Source organism: Streptomyces sp. NBC_00370, assembly GCF_036084755.1.
In the GTDB taxonomy this organism is placed as follows: Bacteria; Actinomycetota; Actinomycetes; order Streptomycetales; family Streptomycetaceae; genus Streptomyces.
Map to the genome: position 1 here is coordinate 6,590,089 of NZ_CP107968.1, position 18,254 is coordinate 6,608,342.

Annotated in this window: 14 protein-coding genes; 6 read left to right on the plus strand and 8 right to left on the minus strand. The window is 70.7% G+C overall.

Features of this window, described 5'->3' with window-relative positions:
* Positions 1 to 104: 104 nt before the first annotated feature.
* The 4 genes from OHS57_RS29455 to OHS57_RS29470 all read left to right on the plus strand — a co-directional run bounded on the left by OHS57_RS29455 (position 105) and on the right by OHS57_RS29470 (position 6,105).
* Positions 105 to 893, plus strand: a complete 789-nt coding sequence (locus OHS57_RS29455) for an ATP-binding cassette domain-containing protein (protein WP_041992027.1) — start codon at positions 105 to 107, stop codon at positions 891 to 893.
* Complete coding sequence (locus OHS57_RS29460) at positions 890 to 2,179, plus strand: sugar ABC transporter permease (protein WP_041992030.1); 1,290 nt, start codon at positions 890 to 892, stop codon at positions 2,177 to 2,179. The genes OHS57_RS29455 and OHS57_RS29460 overlap by 4 nt, the downstream gene beginning before the upstream one ends.
* 345 nt (positions 2,180 to 2,524) lie before the next feature.
* Positions 2,525 to 4,438, plus strand: a complete 1,914-nt coding sequence (dxs, locus tag OHS57_RS29465; RefSeq protein WP_041992034.1) for a 1-deoxy-D-xylulose-5-phosphate synthase — start codon at positions 2,525 to 2,527, stop codon at positions 4,436 to 4,438.
* 203 nt (positions 4,439 to 4,641) lie between these two features.
* Entirely contained in the window at positions 4,642 to 6,105 is a 1,464-nt protein-coding gene (locus tag OHS57_RS29470) for an amino acid permease (protein WP_041992037.1), read from the plus strand.
* Here the strand turns inward: OHS57_RS29470 and OHS57_RS29475 are convergent, their stop codons facing one another.
* Entirely contained in the window at positions 6,106 to 6,489 is a 384-nt protein-coding gene (locus OHS57_RS29475; RefSeq protein WP_107070121.1) for an NTP pyrophosphohydrolase, read from the minus strand. It abuts the gene before it with no gap.
* Between the two features lie 157 nt (positions 6,490 to 6,646).
* Between OHS57_RS29475 and OHS57_RS29480 the strand changes: the two genes are divergently transcribed.
* Positions 6,647 to 7,753, plus strand: a complete 1,107-nt coding sequence (locus tag OHS57_RS29480; protein ID WP_041992040.1) for a hypothetical protein — start codon at positions 6,647 to 6,649, stop codon at positions 7,751 to 7,753.
* Positions 7,754 to 7,821: 68 nt separating this feature from the next.
* Here the strand turns inward: OHS57_RS29480 and OHS57_RS29485 are convergent, their stop codons facing one another.
* From OHS57_RS29485 to OHS57_RS29505, 5 genes are all read right to left on the minus strand, one after another.
* Positions 7,822 to 9,948: a 3-hydroxyacyl-CoA dehydrogenase NAD-binding domain-containing protein gene (locus tag OHS57_RS29485; protein ID WP_041992043.1), complete on the minus strand. Its 2,127-nt coding sequence runs from the start codon at positions 9,946 to 9,948 to the stop codon at positions 7,822 to 7,824.
* Positions 9,945 to 11,165 (minus strand): thiolase family protein, encoded by a 1,221-nt coding sequence (locus tag OHS57_RS29490; protein WP_041992046.1) that lies wholly within the window; start codon positions 11,163 to 11,165, stop codon positions 9,945 to 9,947. The genes OHS57_RS29485 and OHS57_RS29490 overlap by 4 nt, the downstream gene beginning before the upstream one ends.
* Before the next feature lie 596 nt (positions 11,166 to 11,761).
* On the minus strand, positions 11,762 to 13,036 hold the full coding sequence (locus tag OHS57_RS29495) for a ribonuclease D (RefSeq protein ID WP_328583838.1): 1,275 nt from the start codon (positions 13,034 to 13,036) through the stop codon (positions 11,762 to 11,764).
* Positions 13,037 to 13,112: 76 nt separating this feature from the next.
* Positions 13,113 to 13,772, minus strand: a complete 660-nt coding sequence (locus tag OHS57_RS29500) for a response regulator transcription factor (RefSeq protein WP_041992049.1) — start codon at positions 13,770 to 13,772, stop codon at positions 13,113 to 13,115.
* Positions 13,773 to 13,973: 201 nt separating this feature from the next.
* Positions 13,974 to 14,666 carry a DUF3000 domain-containing protein gene (locus tag OHS57_RS29505; RefSeq protein ID WP_041992051.1) on the minus strand — a complete coding sequence of 231 codons (693 nt, stop codon included), beginning with the start codon at positions 14,664 to 14,666 and terminating at the stop codon, positions 13,974 to 13,976.
* 91 nt (positions 14,667 to 14,757) lie between these two features.
* Between OHS57_RS29505 and hemE the strand changes: the two genes are divergently transcribed.
* Positions 14,758 to 15,831, plus strand: a complete 1,074-nt coding sequence (gene hemE, locus OHS57_RS29510; protein ID WP_328583839.1) for a uroporphyrinogen decarboxylase — start codon at positions 14,758 to 14,760, stop codon at positions 15,829 to 15,831.
* Positions 15,832 to 15,838: 7 nt separating this feature from the next.
* Here the strand turns inward: hemE and OHS57_RS29515 are convergent, their stop codons facing one another.
* Together OHS57_RS29515 and OHS57_RS29520 are read right to left on the minus strand one after the other, a co-directional pair.
* Positions 15,839 to 17,218: an FAD-dependent oxidoreductase gene (locus OHS57_RS29515; RefSeq protein ID WP_328583840.1), complete on the minus strand. Its 1,380-nt coding sequence runs from the start codon at positions 17,216 to 17,218 to the stop codon at positions 15,839 to 15,841.
* Positions 17,219 to 17,269: 51 nt separating this feature from the next.
* A complete protein-coding gene (locus OHS57_RS29520; RefSeq protein WP_328583841.1) occupies positions 17,270 to 18,190 on the minus strand; it encodes a DUF4349 domain-containing protein in 921 nt (306 codons plus the stop codon).
* Between the last annotated feature and the right edge of the window lie 64 nt (positions 18,191 to 18,254).

Consider the following 18,254-nt stretch of genomic DNA (forward strand, 5'->3'; position numbering starts at 1 on the left):
ACAACGAACCGTCGCTCACGCGGCGGGTTCCGTATGTTCTCTTCTGCTCGACCCACCGCGCCTCACCCCGGCGCGGCATCCCCGCCGGTCAGGCGGCGAAGGAGATGGTTCACGTGACCGCTACGCCCGTGTTGGCGTTGCGAGGGGTCTCCAAGCGATTCGGTGCCGTCCAGGCGCTCACCGATGTTCAGCTTGAGGTCCATCCCGGTGAGGTTCTCGCCCTTGTGGGCGACAACGGAGCCGGAAAATCAACGCTGGTGAAGACCATCGCCGGCGTCAACCCCATCGATGACGGCGTCATCGAATGGGAAGGCAGGCCGGTTTCGATCAGCCGGCCGCACGACGCCCAGAACCTGGGCGTCGCGACGGTCTACCAGGACCTGTCGCTCGCCGACAACCTCGATGTCGTCGGCAACCTGTACCTCGGACGTGAACTCCACCGCTGGGGTGTCCTCAACGAGGTCGAGATGGAACGCCGTTCGCGCGAACTGCTCGACACGCTGTCGATCCGTATCCCCAGCGTCCGGATCCCCATCGCCTCCCTCTCCGGCGGTCAGCGCCAGACAGTGGCGATCGCCCGTTCCATGCTCGGCAACCCCAAGCTCGTCATCCTCGACGAGCCGACGGCGGCCCTCGGTGTGGAACAGACCGCGCAGGTCCTCGACCTCGTCGAGCGGCTGCGTGAGCGCGGTCTGGCCGTCCTGCTGGTCAGCCACAACATGGCCGACGTCAAGGCCGTCGCCGACCGCGTCGCCGTGCTCAGGCTCGGTGGCAACAACGGCGTCTTCGACGTCAGGACCACTTCGCAGGAAGAGATCATCGCCGCCATCACCGGTGCCACGGACAACGCCGTGACCCGCCGTGCGTCGCGCAACGTGGAGGTTCAGAAGTGAGTATCGACAAGACCTCCTCACCGCGCCACAGGGCGGTGGACGCGCCGGCTGCCGCCGAGGGCGCCGTGACTGCGGTCGACCCCCGGCTGCTCGTGCGCGAGCAGGGCTTCGGTGGCTACATAACGGAGTTCCGCCGCAAGATCAAGGCGGGCGAACTGGGCTCCATGCCCGTCGTCATCGGCCTGATCATCATCTGGGCGATCTTCACCAGCCTCAACTCGCGCTTTCTGTCCGCCGAGAACTTCAGCAACATCTCGGTCACCATGGTCGGCACCGGCATGATCGCCGTCGGTATCGTCTTCGTGCTGCTGCTCGGTGAGATCGACCTCTCGGTCGGCTCGGTCAGCGGTCTGGCGAGCGCCGTCTTCGGTGTGCTGGGCATCACCCACGGCATGAACGCCTGGCTGGCGTTCATCGTCGCCATCCTCACGGGCGCCGTCGCCGGCGTGATCCACGGGTTCTTCTTCGCCCGGATCGGTGTGCCCGCCTTCGCCGTTACCCTGGCCGGTCTGCTGTTCTGGAACGGCCTCATGCTCCAGGTGCTCGGCGACGACGGCACGATCAACCTCAACGGCAACGATGTCGTCGGCAAGCTGACCTCGTACTACTTCACGGACGTGGCAGCCGCCTACATCCTGGCGATCGCCGCCGTCGTGCTGTTCTTCGTGATGACGTTCACGGACAACCGCAAGCGAGCCAGGGCCGGCATGCCGTCCAGGCCGAACAGCGAGATCGTGGTCCGCACCGCCCTGCTCGCCGTCGCCGCCTTCGTGGTCGCGATCCTGTTCAACCAGTACAAGGGCCTGCCGCTGGCCTTCGTGCTGTTCATCGTCGTCGTGGTCGGCACGGACTTCCTGCTGCGCCGCACCTCGTACGGCCGTAAGGTCTTCGCACTCGGCGGCAGCGTCGAGGCCGCCCGGCGTGCCGGTATCAACGTCACGATGGTCCGGATCTCGGTCTTCGCCATCGCCGGTACCTTCGCCGCCCTCGGCGGTCTGTTCATCGCCTCCAAGATCGTCGCCGCCAACCAGGGCGCCGGTAGTGGTGACCTCCTGATGAACTCGATCGCCGCGGCGGTCATCGGTGGTACCAGCCTCTTCGGTGGCCGTGGCCGCACCTGGAACGCTCTGCTCGGTGTACTGGTGATCTTCTCGATCCAGGCCGGGCTCAACCTCCAGGGCATCGCCTCGCCGATCCAGTACATGATCACCGGCGCGGTGCTGCTGGCGACGGTCGTCATCGACGCCGTCACCCGCAAGACCCAGAAGTCCGCGGGTCGCGCCTGACCGCGGTTCCCGCGGGTCGTGCCCGGCGCCCTCACCAGGGTGCCGGGCACGGCTGCGTCCAGGGGTACCCGCTCCAGGCCCCGCCCGCCTCGCCGGTGCGCAGGCCGAGGCCGAGCCGCACGGTACGAGCCGCCTCGGCGCTGAACCGCCCGGGACCGGGAGCCGCCCGCCCGGTCGTGGCCTGGCACAACGGGCGCGGGGACGCAAGAGAGAAGGGTGGTTCCCAGCCGAAGGTGTGACATACAAACGCGTCGCCTGACGAACGGCGTCCCTTCGGGAACATTAGACTCTGCGGATCGGTAGAGATCGGCAGAGCTCGACCAGCTCGAACGCTAGGAGGCACGGGTGCCGTTGCTGACCCACATCAAGGGACCGCGTGATCTGGACCGGCTCGGTCCCGAGCAGCTGGACCAGCTGGCCGGGGAGATCCGGTCCTTTCTCGTCGACGCGGTGTCCAAGACCGGCGGCCACCTCGGCCCCAACCTGGGCGTCGTCGAACTGACCATCGCGCTGCACCGGGTCTACGACTCGCCGAGGGACAGAGTCCTCTTCGACACGGGTCACCAGTCGTACGTGCACAAACTGCTCACCGGACGCCAGGACTTCTCCAAGCTCAAGAGCAAGGGCGGCCTGTCCGGCTACCCGTCACGCGCCGAGTCCGACCACGACGTCATCGAGAACTCGCACGCGTCGACGGTCCTCGGCTGGGCCGACGGCCTCGCCAAGGCCAACGAGGTCCTGAAGAAGGACGACCACGTGGTCGCCGTCATCGGTGACGGCGCGCTCACCGGCGGGATGGCCTGGGAGGCGCTGAACAACATCGCGGCCGCCAAGGACCGCCCGCTGGTCATCGTCGTCAACGACAACGAACGCTCGTACGCGCCGACCATCGGCGGCCTCGCCAACCATCTGGCGACCCTGCGGACCACCGACGGCTACGAGCGCTTCCTGGCCCGCGGCAAGGACCTCCTCGGCCGTACCCCGGTCGTCGGCAAGCCCCTGTACGAGACGCTGCACGGCGCCAAGAAGGGCCTCAAGGACTTCATCGCCCCGCAGGGCATGTTCGAGGACCTCGGCCTGAAGTACGTCGGCCCCATCGACGGCCACGACATCGAGGCCCTGGAGTCGGCGCTGCTGCGCGCCAAGCGCTTCGGCGGCCCGGTCATCGTGCACTGCATCACGGAGAAGGGCCGCGGCTACAAGCCCGCCGAGCAGGACGAGGCCGACCGCTTCCACGGCATCGGCCCCATCCACCCCGACACCGGACTGCCCATCGCCGCCGCCGGCATGGACTGGACCTCGGTCTTCGGCGAGGAGATGGTCAAACTCGGGCACGAGCGCGCCGACATCGTCGCGATCACCGCGGCCATGCTCCAGCCGCTCGGCCTGGAGAAGTTCGCCAAGGCGTTCCCCGACCGGGTGTACGACGTCGGCATCGCCGAGCAGCACGGCGCCGTGTCGGCGGCCGGCCTGGCCACCGGCGGGCTCCACCCCGTCTTCGCCGTCTACGCGACCTTCCTCAACCGCGCCTTCGACCAGGTGCTGATGGATGTCGCCCTGCACCGCTGCGGTGTGACGTTCGTCCTCGACCGGGCCGGCATCACCGGCACCGACGGCGCCTCGCACAACGGCATGTGGGACATGTCGATCCTCCAGTGCGTGCCGGGGCTGCGAATCGCCGCCCCGCGCGACGCCGACCAGGTGCGCGCCCAGCTCCGCGAGGCGGTCCAGGTCGAGGACGCGCCGACCGTGGTGCGGTACTCGAAGGGCGCCGTCGGCCCGGCCGTCTCGGCCGTCGGCCGGATCGGCGGCATGGACGTCCTGCGCAGGCCCGAGGGCGAGGCGGCCGACGTGCTGCTGGTCTCCGTCGGCGCGCTGGCGCCGATGTGCCTGGAGATCGCCGCGCTCCTCGACAAGCAGGGGATCTCGACCACGGTCGTCGACCCGCGCTGGGTCAAGCCCGTGGACGAGGCGCTGCCGCCGCTCGCCGAACAGCACCGGGTCGTCGTCACCGTCGAGGACAACAGCAGGGTCGGCGGTGTCGGCTCCGCCGTCGCCCAGGCGCTGCGCGACGCCGGGGTCGACGTACCGCTGCGGGACTTCGGCATCCCGCCGCGCTTCCTCGACCACGCGGCGCGCAAGGAGGTCATGGCCGAGATCGGTCTGACGGCGCCGGACATCGCCCGTCAGGTCACCGGGCTCGTCGCCAGGATCGACGGCCGGCTCGCCGACGCGCCCGCCGAGGCCGCCCGCGACTGACGGTCGTCCGCGGACACGAACCCCGGGCCTGCCGGATCCCCTTGCGTAGTCAGATCGTAAGGGTGGTCCGGCAGGCCCATCCGTGTGAAGGGCGACGATACGGGTAGCCGGGTGCGCAAGGTCTCTCGATCATGATCGGTAACCATGCGCTCGGAGGTACGCCGGTGACTAGCCAGCAGGACACGGAACCAGCCAAGAACGGTATGTTCCGCACGAAATCGGTCGAGCAGTCGATTGAGGACACCAAAGATCCTGAATACGCGCTCAAGAAGTCGCTGACCGCCCTCGACCTGACGGTCTTCGGCGTAGGCGTCATCATCGGAACCGGCATCTTCGTCCTGACCGGCAAAGTGGCCAAGGAGAACGCGGGTCCGTCCACGGCGCTCGCCTTCGTCGTCGCCGGCGTCGTCTGCGGCCTCGCCGCGCTCTGCTACGCGGAGTTCGCCTCGACGGTGCCGGTCGCCGGATCCGCCTACACCTTCTCCTACGCCTCACTCGGCGAACTGCCCGCCTGGATCATCGGCTGGGACCTCGTCCTCGAACTCGCCCTGGGCTGTGCGGTGGTGGCGGTCGGCTGGTCCGGCTACATCCGCTCACTGCTCGACACGGCGGGCTTCCATCTGCCCGCAGGCCTGTCCGGCACCCACGGCGGGCATTTCGGCTTCGACATCCTCGCCGTGCTGCTCGTGCTCGTGCTGACCGGCATCCTCGTCGTCGGGATGAAGCTGTCCTCGCGCGTCACGAACGTCATCGTCGCGGTCAAGGTCACCGTCGTCCTGATCGTCATCATCGTCGGCGCCTTCCTCATCACCGGCGCCAACTACGACCCGTTCGTGCCGCCCGCCCAGGACGTCAAGGGCGGCGACGGCCTGACCTCGCCGCTCATCCAGCTGATCGCGGGCTTCACGCCGTCCAACTTCGGCATCATGGGCATCTTCAGCGCCGCCGCTGTCGTGTTCTTCGCGTTCATCGGCTTCGACATCGTCGCCACCGCCGCCGAGGAGACCAACAACCCCCAACGCGACGTGCCGCGCGGGATCTTCGGCTCGCTGTTCATCTGCACCGTGCTCTACGTCGCCGTGTCGATCGTCGTCACCGGCATGGAGCACTACACCAAACTCACCGTGGACGCCCCGCTGGCCGACGCGTTCAAATCCGTCGGACACCCCTTCTGGGCCGGTCTGATCAGCTTCGGCGCCGCCGTCGGGCTCACCTCGGTCTGTCTGATCCTGCTGCTCGGCCAGACCCGGGTGTTCTTCGCGATGAGCCGCGACGGACTGCTGCCGCGGACCTTCTCGCACGTCCACCCCAAGTTCAAGACGCCCTACCGCTCGACCATCCTGCTCGGTCTGATCGTCGCGGTCGTCGCGGGGTTCACCTCCATCGACACCCTCGCCGAACTGGTCAACATCGGCACGCTGTTCGCCTTCGTCGTGGTCGCGATCGGCGTGATCATCCTGCGCAAGCAGCGCCCCGACCTGGAGCGCTCGTTCCGTACGCCGCTGGTGCCGCTCGTGCCGATCCTGTCGGTGCTCGCCTCGCTGTGGCTGATGGTCAACCTGCCCGCCGAGACCTGGGTCAGGTTCGGCATCTGGATGGCCGTGGGGCTCGTCGTGTACTTCGTCTACGGACGGCGGCACAGCCGCCTCGGCCGCACCGGCCGCTGATCACCGGGCCGCCGGCCGTACGGTTCTGGGCCCGGCGCACCGCGCGCCGTGCTCGCCCACCCGGCGGCGCAGCTCGCGGTCGGCCGTCACGACCACACAGTGACGGCCGGCCGTCGCCGCTGCCGCTGCCAGCTCCACGATCCGGTCGTCGCCACTGCCGGGTGCGGGCTCCACCCGTACGCCCGGCACGGACGCCACCCCGCGCGCGCCGCCCTCGGTGACGAGCACGACCTCCAGCGGGCCAGGAAAGCCGGTCACTCCGTGCTTGGCCACGGCCACCAGGGAGTCACGCAGCCGCTCGGCAGCCCCGTGGCGGTCGCGCCACCAGCCGTCGGGCACCGAGCCCACCACGTTCGCCGCGTCGACGATCAGCAGTATCCGCACCTCAGCAGCCTGGCACAGCGGGACGCGCCAGATGCCGCGCCGGCGCGTGCGAGTATCATCAGTCCGTCGAGATTCCTCCGAGTTCCTGCGCTCGGGAAGGTGGCGTTGGGCGATGGCAATGAGGTCCGCACGGACGTCGAAGCAGCCGGAGGACGGCATGGGTAAAGCTCCCGGTTCCGACCGTAAGAGCAGGCCCCCCATGGCCGCCGACGCCACACTCCCGGCGACCACCGGCTGGCTGCTGCGCGGCAAGGACGGCAGGCTCAGCGCCTACTCGCCCGTCGACCAGGCCCTGCTCCGGTGGACCGAGGCCAGGCCCGGTGGACCCGAATGGACCGGACCCGACCGGCTGGAAGCGCGCGGCATGCTGCCGTACCTCTCCATCTCGCAGAGCGCCGAGGGCTACGTGCACCTGATGGGCGTCCGCAGACGCCCCCGCACCGACGGCCCCGACGACATCGACTTCGCCTACGCCATCCAGTTCCAGACGGGCCGCCCGCTGCGTGACTGGCTGCCGCTGAGCAACCCGCACGGCAAGGACCGCGCCAAGGCCGTCCAGGTCGGGCTGCCGTCGGCGGTCCTCGACTCGACCGGCGGCATGCAGCTGTTCGTCCGCAACACCGACGGCGCCCTCTCCGTCCGCAGACAGAACCCCACCGGCGGCTGGCGCGGCTGGGGCCGGGTGCTGGCCGAAGGGACACCGGCGACCGGCGAGGCCGCGGCGGCCGTGGCGGGACACGGCGCGGTCGACGTGGTCGTACCCGCCGAAGGGACGCTGCTGCGCTGGCACCGCCCCGCCGCCGACAAGCCGCTCATCCGCGACACCGACGAGCCGGCGGCGAACGTCGTACCCGGCACCATCACCGTCGAGCGCACCAGCGCCGAAGGGCTCACCCACTTCTGGCGCGACGCGGGCGACGGCGCGATCCGCGCCTGGCGGCCCGGCACCGAGCCCGCCGTGCTCGCGGGACGCGGCACGGGCCCGGTCGCCCTGCTGCGCACCCCCGTGGACGGCTTCGACTGCACGATCCTCGCCCAGCGCGGCCTGGACGGACGGCCCACCATCGCCGCCTACCCGACCGAGGAGGAGTCGGTGGGCCTCAACTGGACCCCCACCGGCGAACCGTGCGTCGGCGCACCCGCCCTCGCCCTGGACGCCGAGGGCCGGGTGGTCCTGGCGGCCATCGGTCTCGACGGGACCCTGCGGGTGGCCCGGCAGAAGGCCGAGCAGGGGCTGGCGCTGGCCGCCTGGACCCGCTTCTAGCGTGCGGAAAGGGGGCCCTGCGGCTTGTCGCCGCAGGGCCCCCTTTTTATGGATTACGCGGGAACGGATTACGCGGGAACGCTGGCGACGCCCGGCGCCAGGAACGGCTTGCCGTTCACCCGCTCCGACACGCCCTCGCGGTCCAGATACGGCGTGACCCCGCCCAGGTGGAACGGCCAGCCGGCGCCCGTGATCAGGCACAGGTCGATGTCCTGCGCCTCGGCGACGACGCCCTCGTCCAGCATCAGCCCGATCTCCTGCGCCACGGCGTCCAGCACCCGCGCCCGCACCTGCGTCTCGTCCAGGACCGTGTCGCCCTGCTTCAGCAGCGCCGCGACCTCCGGGTCGAGCACCGGCGCGCCGGACTCGTACGTGTAGAAGCCGCGCTTGCCGGCCTTCACGACGGCCGCCAGATTCTCCGACACGGTGAACCGGTCGGGGAACGCCCGGTGCAGCGTCTCGGAGACATGCAGCCCGATCGCGGGACCGACCAGCTCCAGCAGCACCAGCGGCGACATCGGAAGCCCCAGCGGCTCCACGGCGCGCTCGGCGACGGCGACCGGGGTGCCCTCGTCGATGACGTTCTGGATCTCGCCCATGAACCGCGTCAGCACCCGGTTGACGACGAACGCCGGCGCGTCCTTCACCAGCACCGCCGTCTTCCGCAGCTTCTTCGCCACGCCGAACGCCGTCGCCAGCGAAGCGTCGTCCGTCTGCTCGCCGCGGACGATCTCCAGCAGCGGCAGGACCGCCACCGGGTTGAAGAAGTGGAAACCGACGACCCGCTCCGGGTTCTTCAGCTTCGACGCCATCTCGGAGACCGAGAGCGACGAGGTGTTCGTCGCGAGGACGGCATGCGCCGGAGCGACCGCCTCCACCTCGGCGAACACCTGCTGCTTGACGCTCATCTCCTCGAAGACGGCCTCGATGACGAAGTCGGCGTCGGCGAACCCGTCGGCCTTGTCCAGCACCCCGGTGACCAGCGCGGTGAGCCGGTTGGCCTTGTCCTGGTTGATCCTGCCCTTGCCCAGCAGCTTCTCGATCTCGGCGTGGACATAGCCGACGCCCTTGTCGATCCGGTCCTGGTCGATGTCCGTGAGGACGACCGGCACCTCAAGACGGCGCAGGAACAGCAGCGCCAACTGCGACGCCATCAGACCCGCGCCGACGACCCCGACCTTGGTGACCGGCCGGGCCAGGCCCTTGTCCGGCGCGCCCACCGGCCGCTTGCCGCGCTTCTGCACCAGGTTGAAGGCGTAGACCCCGGCGCGCAGCTCTCCGCTCATGATCAGATCGGCCAGCGCGCTGTCCTCGGCGTCGAAGCCCGCCTGCAGGTCGCCGTCCTTGACCGCCGCGATGATGTCGAGCGCGCGGTACGCGGCGGGAGCCGCGCCGTGCACCTTCGAGTCGGCGATGAACCGGCCGCGCTCCACGGCCTGGTCCCACGCCTCGCCCCGGTCGACCTCGGGCCGTACGACGGCCAGCTCACCCTTGAGCACCGAAGCCGTCCAGAGCAGCGACTGCTCCAGGAAGTCGGCGCCCTCGAAGATCGCGTCCGCGATCCCCAGCTCCACGACCTGGGCGCCTTTGAGCTGTTTGTTCTGGTTGAGCGCGTTCTCGATGATGACCGAAACCGCACGGTCGGCGCCGATCAGATTCGGCAGGATCGTGCAGCCGCCCCAGCCGGGCACCAGACCGAGGAACACCTCGGGGAACGAGAAGGCGGGGGTCGAGGCGGAGACCGTACGGTACTGGCAGTGCAGCCCGATCTCGACGCCGCCGCCCATCGAGGCGCCGTTGTAGTACGCGAACGTCGGCACCGGCAGCGCGGCGATCCGCTTGAAGACGTCATGGCCGCCCTTGCCGATGGCCAGCGCGTCCTCGTGGCGCTTCAGCAGCTCCACGCCCTTCAGGTCCGCGCCCACGGCGAAGATGAACGGCTTGCCGGTGATACCGACGCCGACGATCGTGCCCTCGGCCGCCTCCCGCTCGACCTGGTCGAGCGCCGCGTCCAGATTGGCCAGCGACTGCGGGCCGATCGTCGTCGGCTTCGTGTGGTCGAAGCCGTTGTCGAGGGTGATCAGCGCGAAGCGCCCGGCCCCGGGCAGATCGAGATGGCGCACGTGCGCCTGGGTCACGACCTCGTCGGGGTACAGCTCGGCCGCGCCCTTCAGCAGCTCAGCAGTCGTGCTCACTTGGTGCCTCCGTCGAAGTGCGGGTTCTCCCAGATGACCGTCGCGCCCATGCCGAAGCCGACGCACATCGTGGTCAGGCCGTAGCGCACATGGGGCTGCTCCTCGAACTGCCGGGCCAGCTGGGTCATCAGCCGCACGCCCGAGGAGGCCAGCGGGTGGCCGTACGCGATGGCGCCCCCGTACTGGTTGACGCGCTCGTCGTCGTCGGCGATGCCGTAGTGGTCGAGCAGCGCGATGACCTGCACCGCGAACGCCTCGTTGACCTCGAACAGGCCGATGTCGGAGATCGAGAGCCCCGCCTTGGCGAGCGCCTTCTCCGTCGCGGGGATCGGGCCGTACCCCATGACCTCGGGCTCGACGCCGGCGAACGCGTACGAGACGAGCCGCATCCTGACCGGCAGGCCCTGCTCGCGCGCGAAGTCCTCGGCGGCGATGATCGAGGCGGTCGCGCCGTCGTTGAGCCCCGCCGCGTTGCCCGCCGTGACCCGGCCGTGCGGCCGGAACGGCGTCTTCAGCCCGGCCAGCATTTCCAGCGTGGTGCCCGGACGCATCGGCTCGTCGGCGGTCGCGAGCCCCCAGCCGGTCTCACCGGCCTCCGGGTTGGTCCGCCGGATCGAGATCGGCACCAGGTCCTGCTGGATCTTCCCGTTCGCGTACGCCTTCGCCGCCTTCTCCTGCGAGCGCACGGCGTACTCGTCGGCGCGCTGCTTGGTGAGCTGCGGGAAGCGGTCGTGCAGGTTCTCCGCCGTCATGCCCATGAACAGCGCGGAGTCGTCCACGAGCTTCTCGGAGACGAAGCGCGGGTTGGGGTCGACGGCCTCGCCCATGGGGTGGCGCCCCATGTGCTCGACGCCGCCGGCGATGACGACGTCGTACGCGCCGAAGGCGATGGACCCGGCGGTCGTCGTCACCGCGGTCAGCGCGCCCGCGCACATGCGGTCGATCGAGTAGCCGGGCACGGACTGCGGCAGCCCGGCGAGGATCCCGGCGGTACGGCCGAGCGTGAGCCCCTGGTCACCGATCTGCGTGGTCGCGGCGACGGCGACCTCGTCGATCCGGGCGGGGTCGAGGTCCGGGTTGCGGCGCAGCAGCTCGCGGATCGCCTTGACGACCAGATCGTCGGCCCGGGTCTCGTGGTAGATGCCCTTGGGGCCCGCCTTGCCGAACGGGGTGCGGACGCCGTCGACGAAGACGACGTCCCTGACGGTACGAGGCACGATCTCTCCTCCAGGATGCGGGTGCGCCGTGCGGCGCGCGTGCGCCGTGCGGCGCGCTCCGGCCCATGCTACTCGCGGGTAACAGCGGTGCCCAGCGTTGGGGGTGACCGGGTCTTGGTTGCGGTGTCGCCGTCCGGCGCGGTTTGTGGTTGCGGGTCTGGGTTGCTGTTGGTGCCGGGGGCCGTTCCGGGGTCGTGTCCTGCGCTGCATGATTTACGGCGCGTACTCCCGTGACGCGGAGCCACCGCCGAGATGCGCCACAAATCACGCTCTACGCTCCGGACACCACCCCTGCACGACCCCCTTCACCCCAGCCGCCCGAATCGGCTGCGCCGCGACCACCAAGGGCCGGCGGCCGGGCGTTCACGCCAGGGATGTTCCCTCGGCCCGCAGGGCACCGCTCGGCCGCGCTGATGCGGGCGGGTGTGGCTGACCGCCGGGGGGAGGGGGCCGGGGCCGGAGGAGGGGGGTGTCCGGACGTAAAGCGAAGGAGCTCATGCGACAAGCAGTCCGGACACCCCCCTCCGCAGGACCCGGAACCCGCCACCGGATAAGCGCGGCGCAGCCCAAAACCCGCAACCCCCGCCGGACGGCGACTACGCCTCCGGGGTGAGTGCCTTCGACAGCAGTGGGGCCACCTGTTCCACCTGCCAGCGGCGGGCGCCGTGGCTGGTCAGGGCTTCCGCGACCGTCGCGACCGACGGGTCCGACGGCGGCTCCCAGCACACCCGTCGCACCGTGTCCGGCGTGATCAGGTTCTCCTGCGGCATGTTCAGCTGCTCGGCCAGCGCCGAGACCGCCGCGCGCGCCGCTGAGAGGCGGGCCGCCGCCTCCGGGTCCTTGTCCGCCCACGAGCGCGGCGGGGGCGGGCCCTGGAGCGGCTGGCCCGGCTGGGGCAGCTCCGCGTCGGGCAGGGCGCGTGCCCTGTCGATCGCCGCCTGCCACTGTTCGAGCTGCCGCCGGCCCATCCGGTGCCCGAACCCGGGCAGCGCCGTGAGCGCGTGCACGTTGACCGGCAGGGCCAGCGACGCCTCGACGATCGCCGCGTCGCTCAGCACCTTGCCCGGCGAGATGTCGCGCCGCTGCGCCGTCTGGTCGCGGGTGTTCCACAGCTCGCGCAGGACGGCCATCTGCCGGCGCCGGCGCACCTTGTGCATGCCGGACGTCCGGCGCCACGGGTCCTTGCGCGGGGGCGGCGGCGGAGCCGATGCGATGGCGTGGAACTCCTGGAGCGCCCAGTCGAGCTTGCCCTGGCGGTCCAGCTCCTTCTCCAGCGCGTCGCGCAGGTCCACGAGCAGCTCCACGTCGAGCGCGGCGTACCGCAGCCAGGGCTCGGGGAGCGGACGTGTGGACCAGTCCACGGCGGAGTGGCCCTTCTCCAGGGCGAAGCCGAGGACGTTCTCGACCATCGCCCCGAGGCCGACTCGTGGGAAGCCCGCCAGCCGGCCTGCCAGCTCGGTGTCGAACAGCCGGGTGGGCGTCATGCCTATTTCGCGCAGGCACGGCAGGTCCTGGGTGGCCGCGTGCAGGATCCACTCGGTGTCGGCGAGTACGTCGCCGAGCGCGGAGAGGTCGGGGCAGCCGATGGGGTCGATCAGCGCGGTGCCGGCGCCCGCGCGGCGCAGCTGGACGAGGTAGGCGCGCTGCCCGTAGCGGTAGCCGGACGCGCGCTCCGCGTCGACGGCCAGCGGCCCCGTACCGGCGGCGAACGCGGCGATCACCTCCGCGAGTGCCTCGTCGGTCGCGACCACCGGCGGAATGCCTTCGCGGGGCTCCAACAAGGGGATCGGCGCCGAATCGACGTCGGCCGGAGGAGCGCCCCCGGTGGTTCGCAGTGCTGCGTCTGCTGCGGTCTCTTGGGCGTCGGTCACCTGTCAAGGGTATCTGTCGACGGACTACGCCCGCCGACGATGCGTTCTGTCGGCGGGCGCAGGGGGTGAGAAGTGGTCAGTGGATGATTCCGGTACGGAGGGCCACGGCGACCATCCCCGCCCGGTCGCCGGTGCCGAGCTTGCGCGCGATACGGGCGAGGTGGCTCTTGACGGTCAGGGCCGACAGGCCCATGGAGACGCCGATCGCCTTGTTCGACTGACCTTCGGCGACGAGTCTGAGCACCTCGACCTCACGGCCGGAGAGCTCGCGGTAGCCGCCCGGGTGGCTCGGGGCCCCCGGGGGGCGGCGGTGCATGCGCTGGCCTGCGCCGATGGGTGCGGCGCCGGGACGGGTGGGGTGGCCGATGTTGTTGCGCGTACCGGTCACGACGTAGCCCTTGACGCCGCCGGCGAGCGCGTTGCGTACCGCGCCGATGTCGTCGGCGGCCGAGAGGGCGAGGCCGTTGGGCCAGCCCGCTGCCCGGGTTTCGGACAGCAGGGTCAGCCCGGAACCGTCGGGCAGGTGGACGTCGGCAACGCAGATGTCGCGCGGGTTGCTGACGCGGGGACGGGCCTCCGCGATGGACGAAGCCTCGATGACGTCACGCACTCCAAGGGCCCACAGGTGGCGGGTGACGGTGGAGCGGACGCGTGGGTCGGCCACGACGACCATGGCCGTCGGCTTGTTCGGGCGGTAGGCGACCAGGCTTGCGGGCTGCTCAAGGAGAACGGACACCAGGCCTCCTGGGGGAAGGTGCGGGACGAGCCGGCCTCTGGGGGGTGAAGCCGGGGCGAACCGTGTTTGAAGGGTCATAGACCTCTTCGGCACCAATCGCGCCCGCCTTTAGAGAAAGATCACGATTTGGTGAGTAACAATTCGGGCAATTCGGACGCGTGATCGATCATCCTACGAGCGGACGCCCCCGCTGAGGGCATGTCAGGGGGCCTGTGGGCCGCGCCGCTGAGGCAGCGACACCACGCCCGCCCCGGACTCGTGCTGGCCCGGCGCGGGGCCGGACGCGGCCGGCGGCAGTCCGGCGATCTGGCACAACAGATCGCACCAGGCCGCCAGATGGGCCGCCGAGTCCGGCACCCCGCCGTGTCCCTCGCGCGGTGTCCACGACGCCCTGATCTCGATCTGCGTCGCCGGCCTGCGCTCCGAGAGGCCGCCGAAGTAGTGCGAGCCCGCGCGGGTCACCGTGCCGCTCGCCTCCCCGTACGACAGGCCGCGCGCCTCCAGCGCGCCCGTCAGCCACGACCAGCACACCTCGGGCAGCAGCGGATCGGCCGCCATCTCCGGCTCCAGCTCCGCCCGTACGAGCGTCACCAGGCGGAACGTGCCGTGCCATGCCTCGTGCCCCGCCGGGTCGTGCAGCAGGACGAGTCGGCCGTCGGCCAGATCGTCGTCACCGTCCACGACCGCCGCCTCCAGCGCGTACGCGTGCGGGGCGAGCCGCTGGGGCGGTTTCGTCGGGTCGATCTCGATCTCGGGACGCAACCGCGCCCCCCGGAGCGCCTCGACCGCGAGCCGGAAGGCGGGCGGCACGGAACTCCCCTCCGTACTGTCCGTACTGCCGTTGTCACCGGCGCCGTTGGAATGATCGGAAAACTGTCCCTGAGCCGCAGCCATGCGGGGAAGACTAGGCCGAACCAGGGCCGCGCGCAGGGAGGGACACCCGGCCCGGCCCTGCCGCTTACCCGTACATGCGAAGATTCTGGGCGTGAGCGTCAACGACCGCCCCTCGGGCCAGCCGACAAAGCCCCCCGTCAGTCACAATTCGCCCTTTTTGCGGGCGTGCAGGCGGGAACCGGTGCCGCACACCCCGGTCTGGTTCATGCGGCAGGCCGGCCGGTCGCTGCCCGAGTACCTGAAGGTGCGTGAGGGGATTCCGATGCTGGAGTCCTGCACGCGGCCCGAGCTGGTCACCGAGATCACGCTGCAGCCCGTACGGCGCCACAAGGTCGACGCGGCCGTCTACTACAGCGACATCGTGGTGCCCCTCAAGGCCATCGGCCTCGACCTCGACATCAAGCCCGGCGTCGGTCCCGTCGTCGCCGACCCGATCCGCAGCCGCGCCGACCTGGACCGGCTGCGTGACCTCACCCCGGACGACGTCAGTTACGTCACCGAAGCCATCGGGATGCTCACCGCCGAGCTGGGGGAGACCCCGCTCATCGGCTTCGCGGGTGCGCCGTTCACGCTCGCCAGCTATCTGATCGAGGGCGGCCCCTCGCGGACGTACGAGCGCACCAAGGCCATGATGTACGGCGACCCCGAGCTGTGGGCCGATCTCGTGGACCGGCTCGCCGACATCACGGGCGCCTTCCTGAAGGTGCAGGTCGAGGCCGGCGCGAGCGCCGTCCAGCTCTTCGACTCGTGGGCCGGCGCCCTCGCCCCCGCCGACTACGAGCGCCATGTGATGCCCGCCTCGGCGAAGGTCTTCGACACGATCGCCCCGTACGGCGTTCCGCGCATCCACTTCGGCGTCGGCACGGGCGAACTGCTCAAGCTGATGGGCGACGCGGGCGCCGACGTCGTCGGTGTCGACTGGCGGGTGAGCCTGGACGAGGCCGCCCGCAGGGTCGGGCCCGGCAAGGCGCTCCAGGGCAACCTCGACCCGACCGTGCTCTACGCCCCCACCGAGGTGGTGGAGGAGAAGACCCGCGAGGTGCTCGAAGCGGCGGCCGGGCTCGAAGGCCATGTCTTCAACCTCGGCCACGGCGTGCTGCCCACGATGGACCCGGACGCGCTGACCCGGCTCACCGAATACGTCCACACGCGCACCGCGCACTGACGGGACGTCACATACCCGCCTCGCGCACCTTGGTCACCGCCTTGCGCGCCGCCACCAGCACCGGGTCCCAGACCGGGGAGAACGGCGGCGCGTAGCCGAGGTCCAGTGTCGTCATCCGCTCCACGGTCATCCCGGCGGTCAGCGCGACCGCCGCGATGTCCACCCGCTTCGCCGCGCCCTCGTGGCCGACGATCTGGGTGCCGAGCAGCCGGCCGGTGCGGTGTTCGGCGAGCATCTTCACCGTCATCAGCGTCGCGCCCGGGTAGTAGCCGGCGCTGTGGGTGGACTCCACGGTCGCCGTCACGAACCGCAGCCCCACCGCGCGGGCGTCCTTCTCGCGCAGCCCGGTGCGGGCGATCTCCAGGTCGCACACCTTGCTGACGGCCGTGCCGACCACCCCGGGGAAGGTGGCGTAGCCGCCGCCCACGTTCGACCCGATGATCTGGCCGTGCTTGTTGGCGTGGGTGCCCAGCGCGATGTGCCGGGTCGTGCCCGACACCAGGTCCAGCACCTCCACACAGTCGCCGCCCGACCAGATGTTGTCGTGCCCCCGCACCCGCATCGCCAGATCGGTGAGCAGCCCGCCGCTCGGCCCGAGGGGCAGTCCGGCCTCGCGGGCCAGTTCCGTGCGCGGTTCGACGCCGAGACCGAGGATCACCACGTCCGCCGGGTACTCGGCGTCCTCGGTGGCCACCGCGCGCACCCGGCCGTCGTCGCCGGTCCTGATCGCCGCGACGGACGCGCCGCCCACCGTGGTGATCCCCAGCGCGTCCATCGCCGAGTGGACCAGCTTCCCCATGTCCGGGTCGAGGGTCGACATCGGCTGCTCGTCGCGGTGCACGACGGTGACCTCGTACCCGCGCTTGAGCAGCGCCTCCGCCATTTCCACGCCGATGTAGCCCGCACCGACGACGACCGCGCGGCCGCCGCCGGAACCGGCGAGCGTGTCCAGCAGCGCCTGGCCGTCGTCCAGCGTCTGGACGCCGTGCACGCCCGGCGCGTCCATCCCCGGCAGCGCGGGCCGCACCGGCCGGGCGCCCGTCGCGATCACCAGCTTGTCGAAGCCCGTCCAGCCCTCGCCGCCCCCGTCCAGGTCGCGGGAGCGGACCCGCTGCCCCGCCACGTCGATCTCCGTGACCTCGGTACGGGTCCGCAGATCGATGTCCCGCTCGCGGTGCTCCTCGGGCGTACGGGCGATCAGGTCGTCAGGACCCCGGACGTCACCGCTCACCCAGTACGGGATCCCGCACGCCGAGTACGACGTGAAGTGGCCGCGCTCGAAGGCGACGATCTCCAGCTCCTGCGGCCCCTTCAGCCGGCGGGCCTGTGACGCGGCGGACATGCCCGCCGCGTCACCGCCGATGACCACCAAGCGCTCCGCCGCCATGCCGTTTCCTTCCGTCCGGTGTCTGCCACCGAACGCTACGCGCTCACGCCGTCATTCCTGTTCGGCGGCCTCCCGCGGCTGCGCGGCGGGGACCGGCGCGGTACGGCGGGGCAGCCGGCCGCGCACCAGCCGCCACAGCAGGTACAGCACCGCCAGTGCGACGGCGAAGGGTGCCACGGCGCCGATCACGACGCCGATCCAGCGCAGCGTGCCGGTGAAGGCGTCCCAGCCGCCGCCCAGGGCGTCCAGGAAGCCCGGATCGTCCTCCGCCTTCTCCTTGGCCGCCACCGCGTGCTTCTGGGACAGGTTCAGCGAGATCGTCGCCATGCTCGTACGGTTCTTGAGCGACGCCTGCTGGGAGAGCAGCGACTCCAGATCGGCCTGACGGCTGCTCAACTGCCCTTCCAGCTCGACCACATCGCTGAGCTTCGTGGCCCGGTCCATCAACTCCCGCACCCGCGCCACGCTGGCGCGCTGCGAGGAGACCCGGCTATCGACGTCGACCACCTGGTCGGTGACGTCCTTCGCGTCGGAGCTGCGCGCCACCAGCCGCCCGGTGCCGGCCAGTTCGTCCAGCACCTCGTCGTACGACTCCTGCGGGACCCGCAGCACGATGGTGGAGGTCACATGATTGGTCGAGTCCCGCTCGGTGGACTCGTTCTGCACGAGCCCGCCCGCCCCCACGGCGGTGGTACGGGCGGTGGCGAGCGCCTTCTCCGTGTCCGCGACCTGCACGGTCAGCTCCGCGGTCCTGATGACGTAGGTCGCGGAGCGCGCGGGCGCCTGCTGCTGTTTCTGCTGCTCGCGCGGTGTGCCGTCGGCCTGCGCCGCGGCGCCCGGCGCGCCCTCCCGAGGCCGGGCGGCGCTGTTCGCCGCCTTGTCGGCGCTGCCCGAGTCCGCGTCGGCCGAACAACCGGCGAGAGCGAGTGAAGCGGTGAGAAGTACTGCCGCGATAGCGGGTGTTGCGCGCATGTCGGCCCCCCTGTGAACGATCGTGCGTCGTGCCGGTTCGACGTAACGGACCGCCGAGCGGGTT

What these genes read in the sequence shown, in the direction of transcription:
- OHS57_RS29470 (WP_041992037.1), top strand. Translation starts at nt 4,642, where the DNA reads ATGTTCCGCACGAAATCGGTCGAGCAGTCGATTGAGGACACCAAAGAT.
- OHS57_RS29505 (WP_041992051.1), bottom strand. Translation starts at nt 14,666, where the DNA reads ATGGCTGCGGCTCAGGGACAGTTTTCCGATCATTCCAACGGCGCCGGT.
- OHS57_RS29455 (WP_041992027.1), top strand. Translation starts at nt 105, where the DNA reads ATGGTTCACGTGACCGCTACGCCCGTGTTGGCGTTGCGAGGGGTCTCC.
- OHS57_RS29520 (WP_328583841.1), bottom strand. Translation starts at nt 18,190, where the DNA reads ATGCGCGCAACACCCGCTATCGCGGCAGTACTTCTCACCGCTTCACTC.
- OHS57_RS29515 (WP_328583840.1), bottom strand. Translation starts at nt 17,218, where the DNA reads ATGGCGGCGGAGCGCTTGGTGGTCATCGGCGGTGACGCGGCGGGCATG.
- OHS57_RS29480 (WP_041992040.1), top strand. Translation starts at nt 6,647, where the DNA reads ATGGGTAAAGCTCCCGGTTCCGACCGTAAGAGCAGGCCCCCCATGGCC.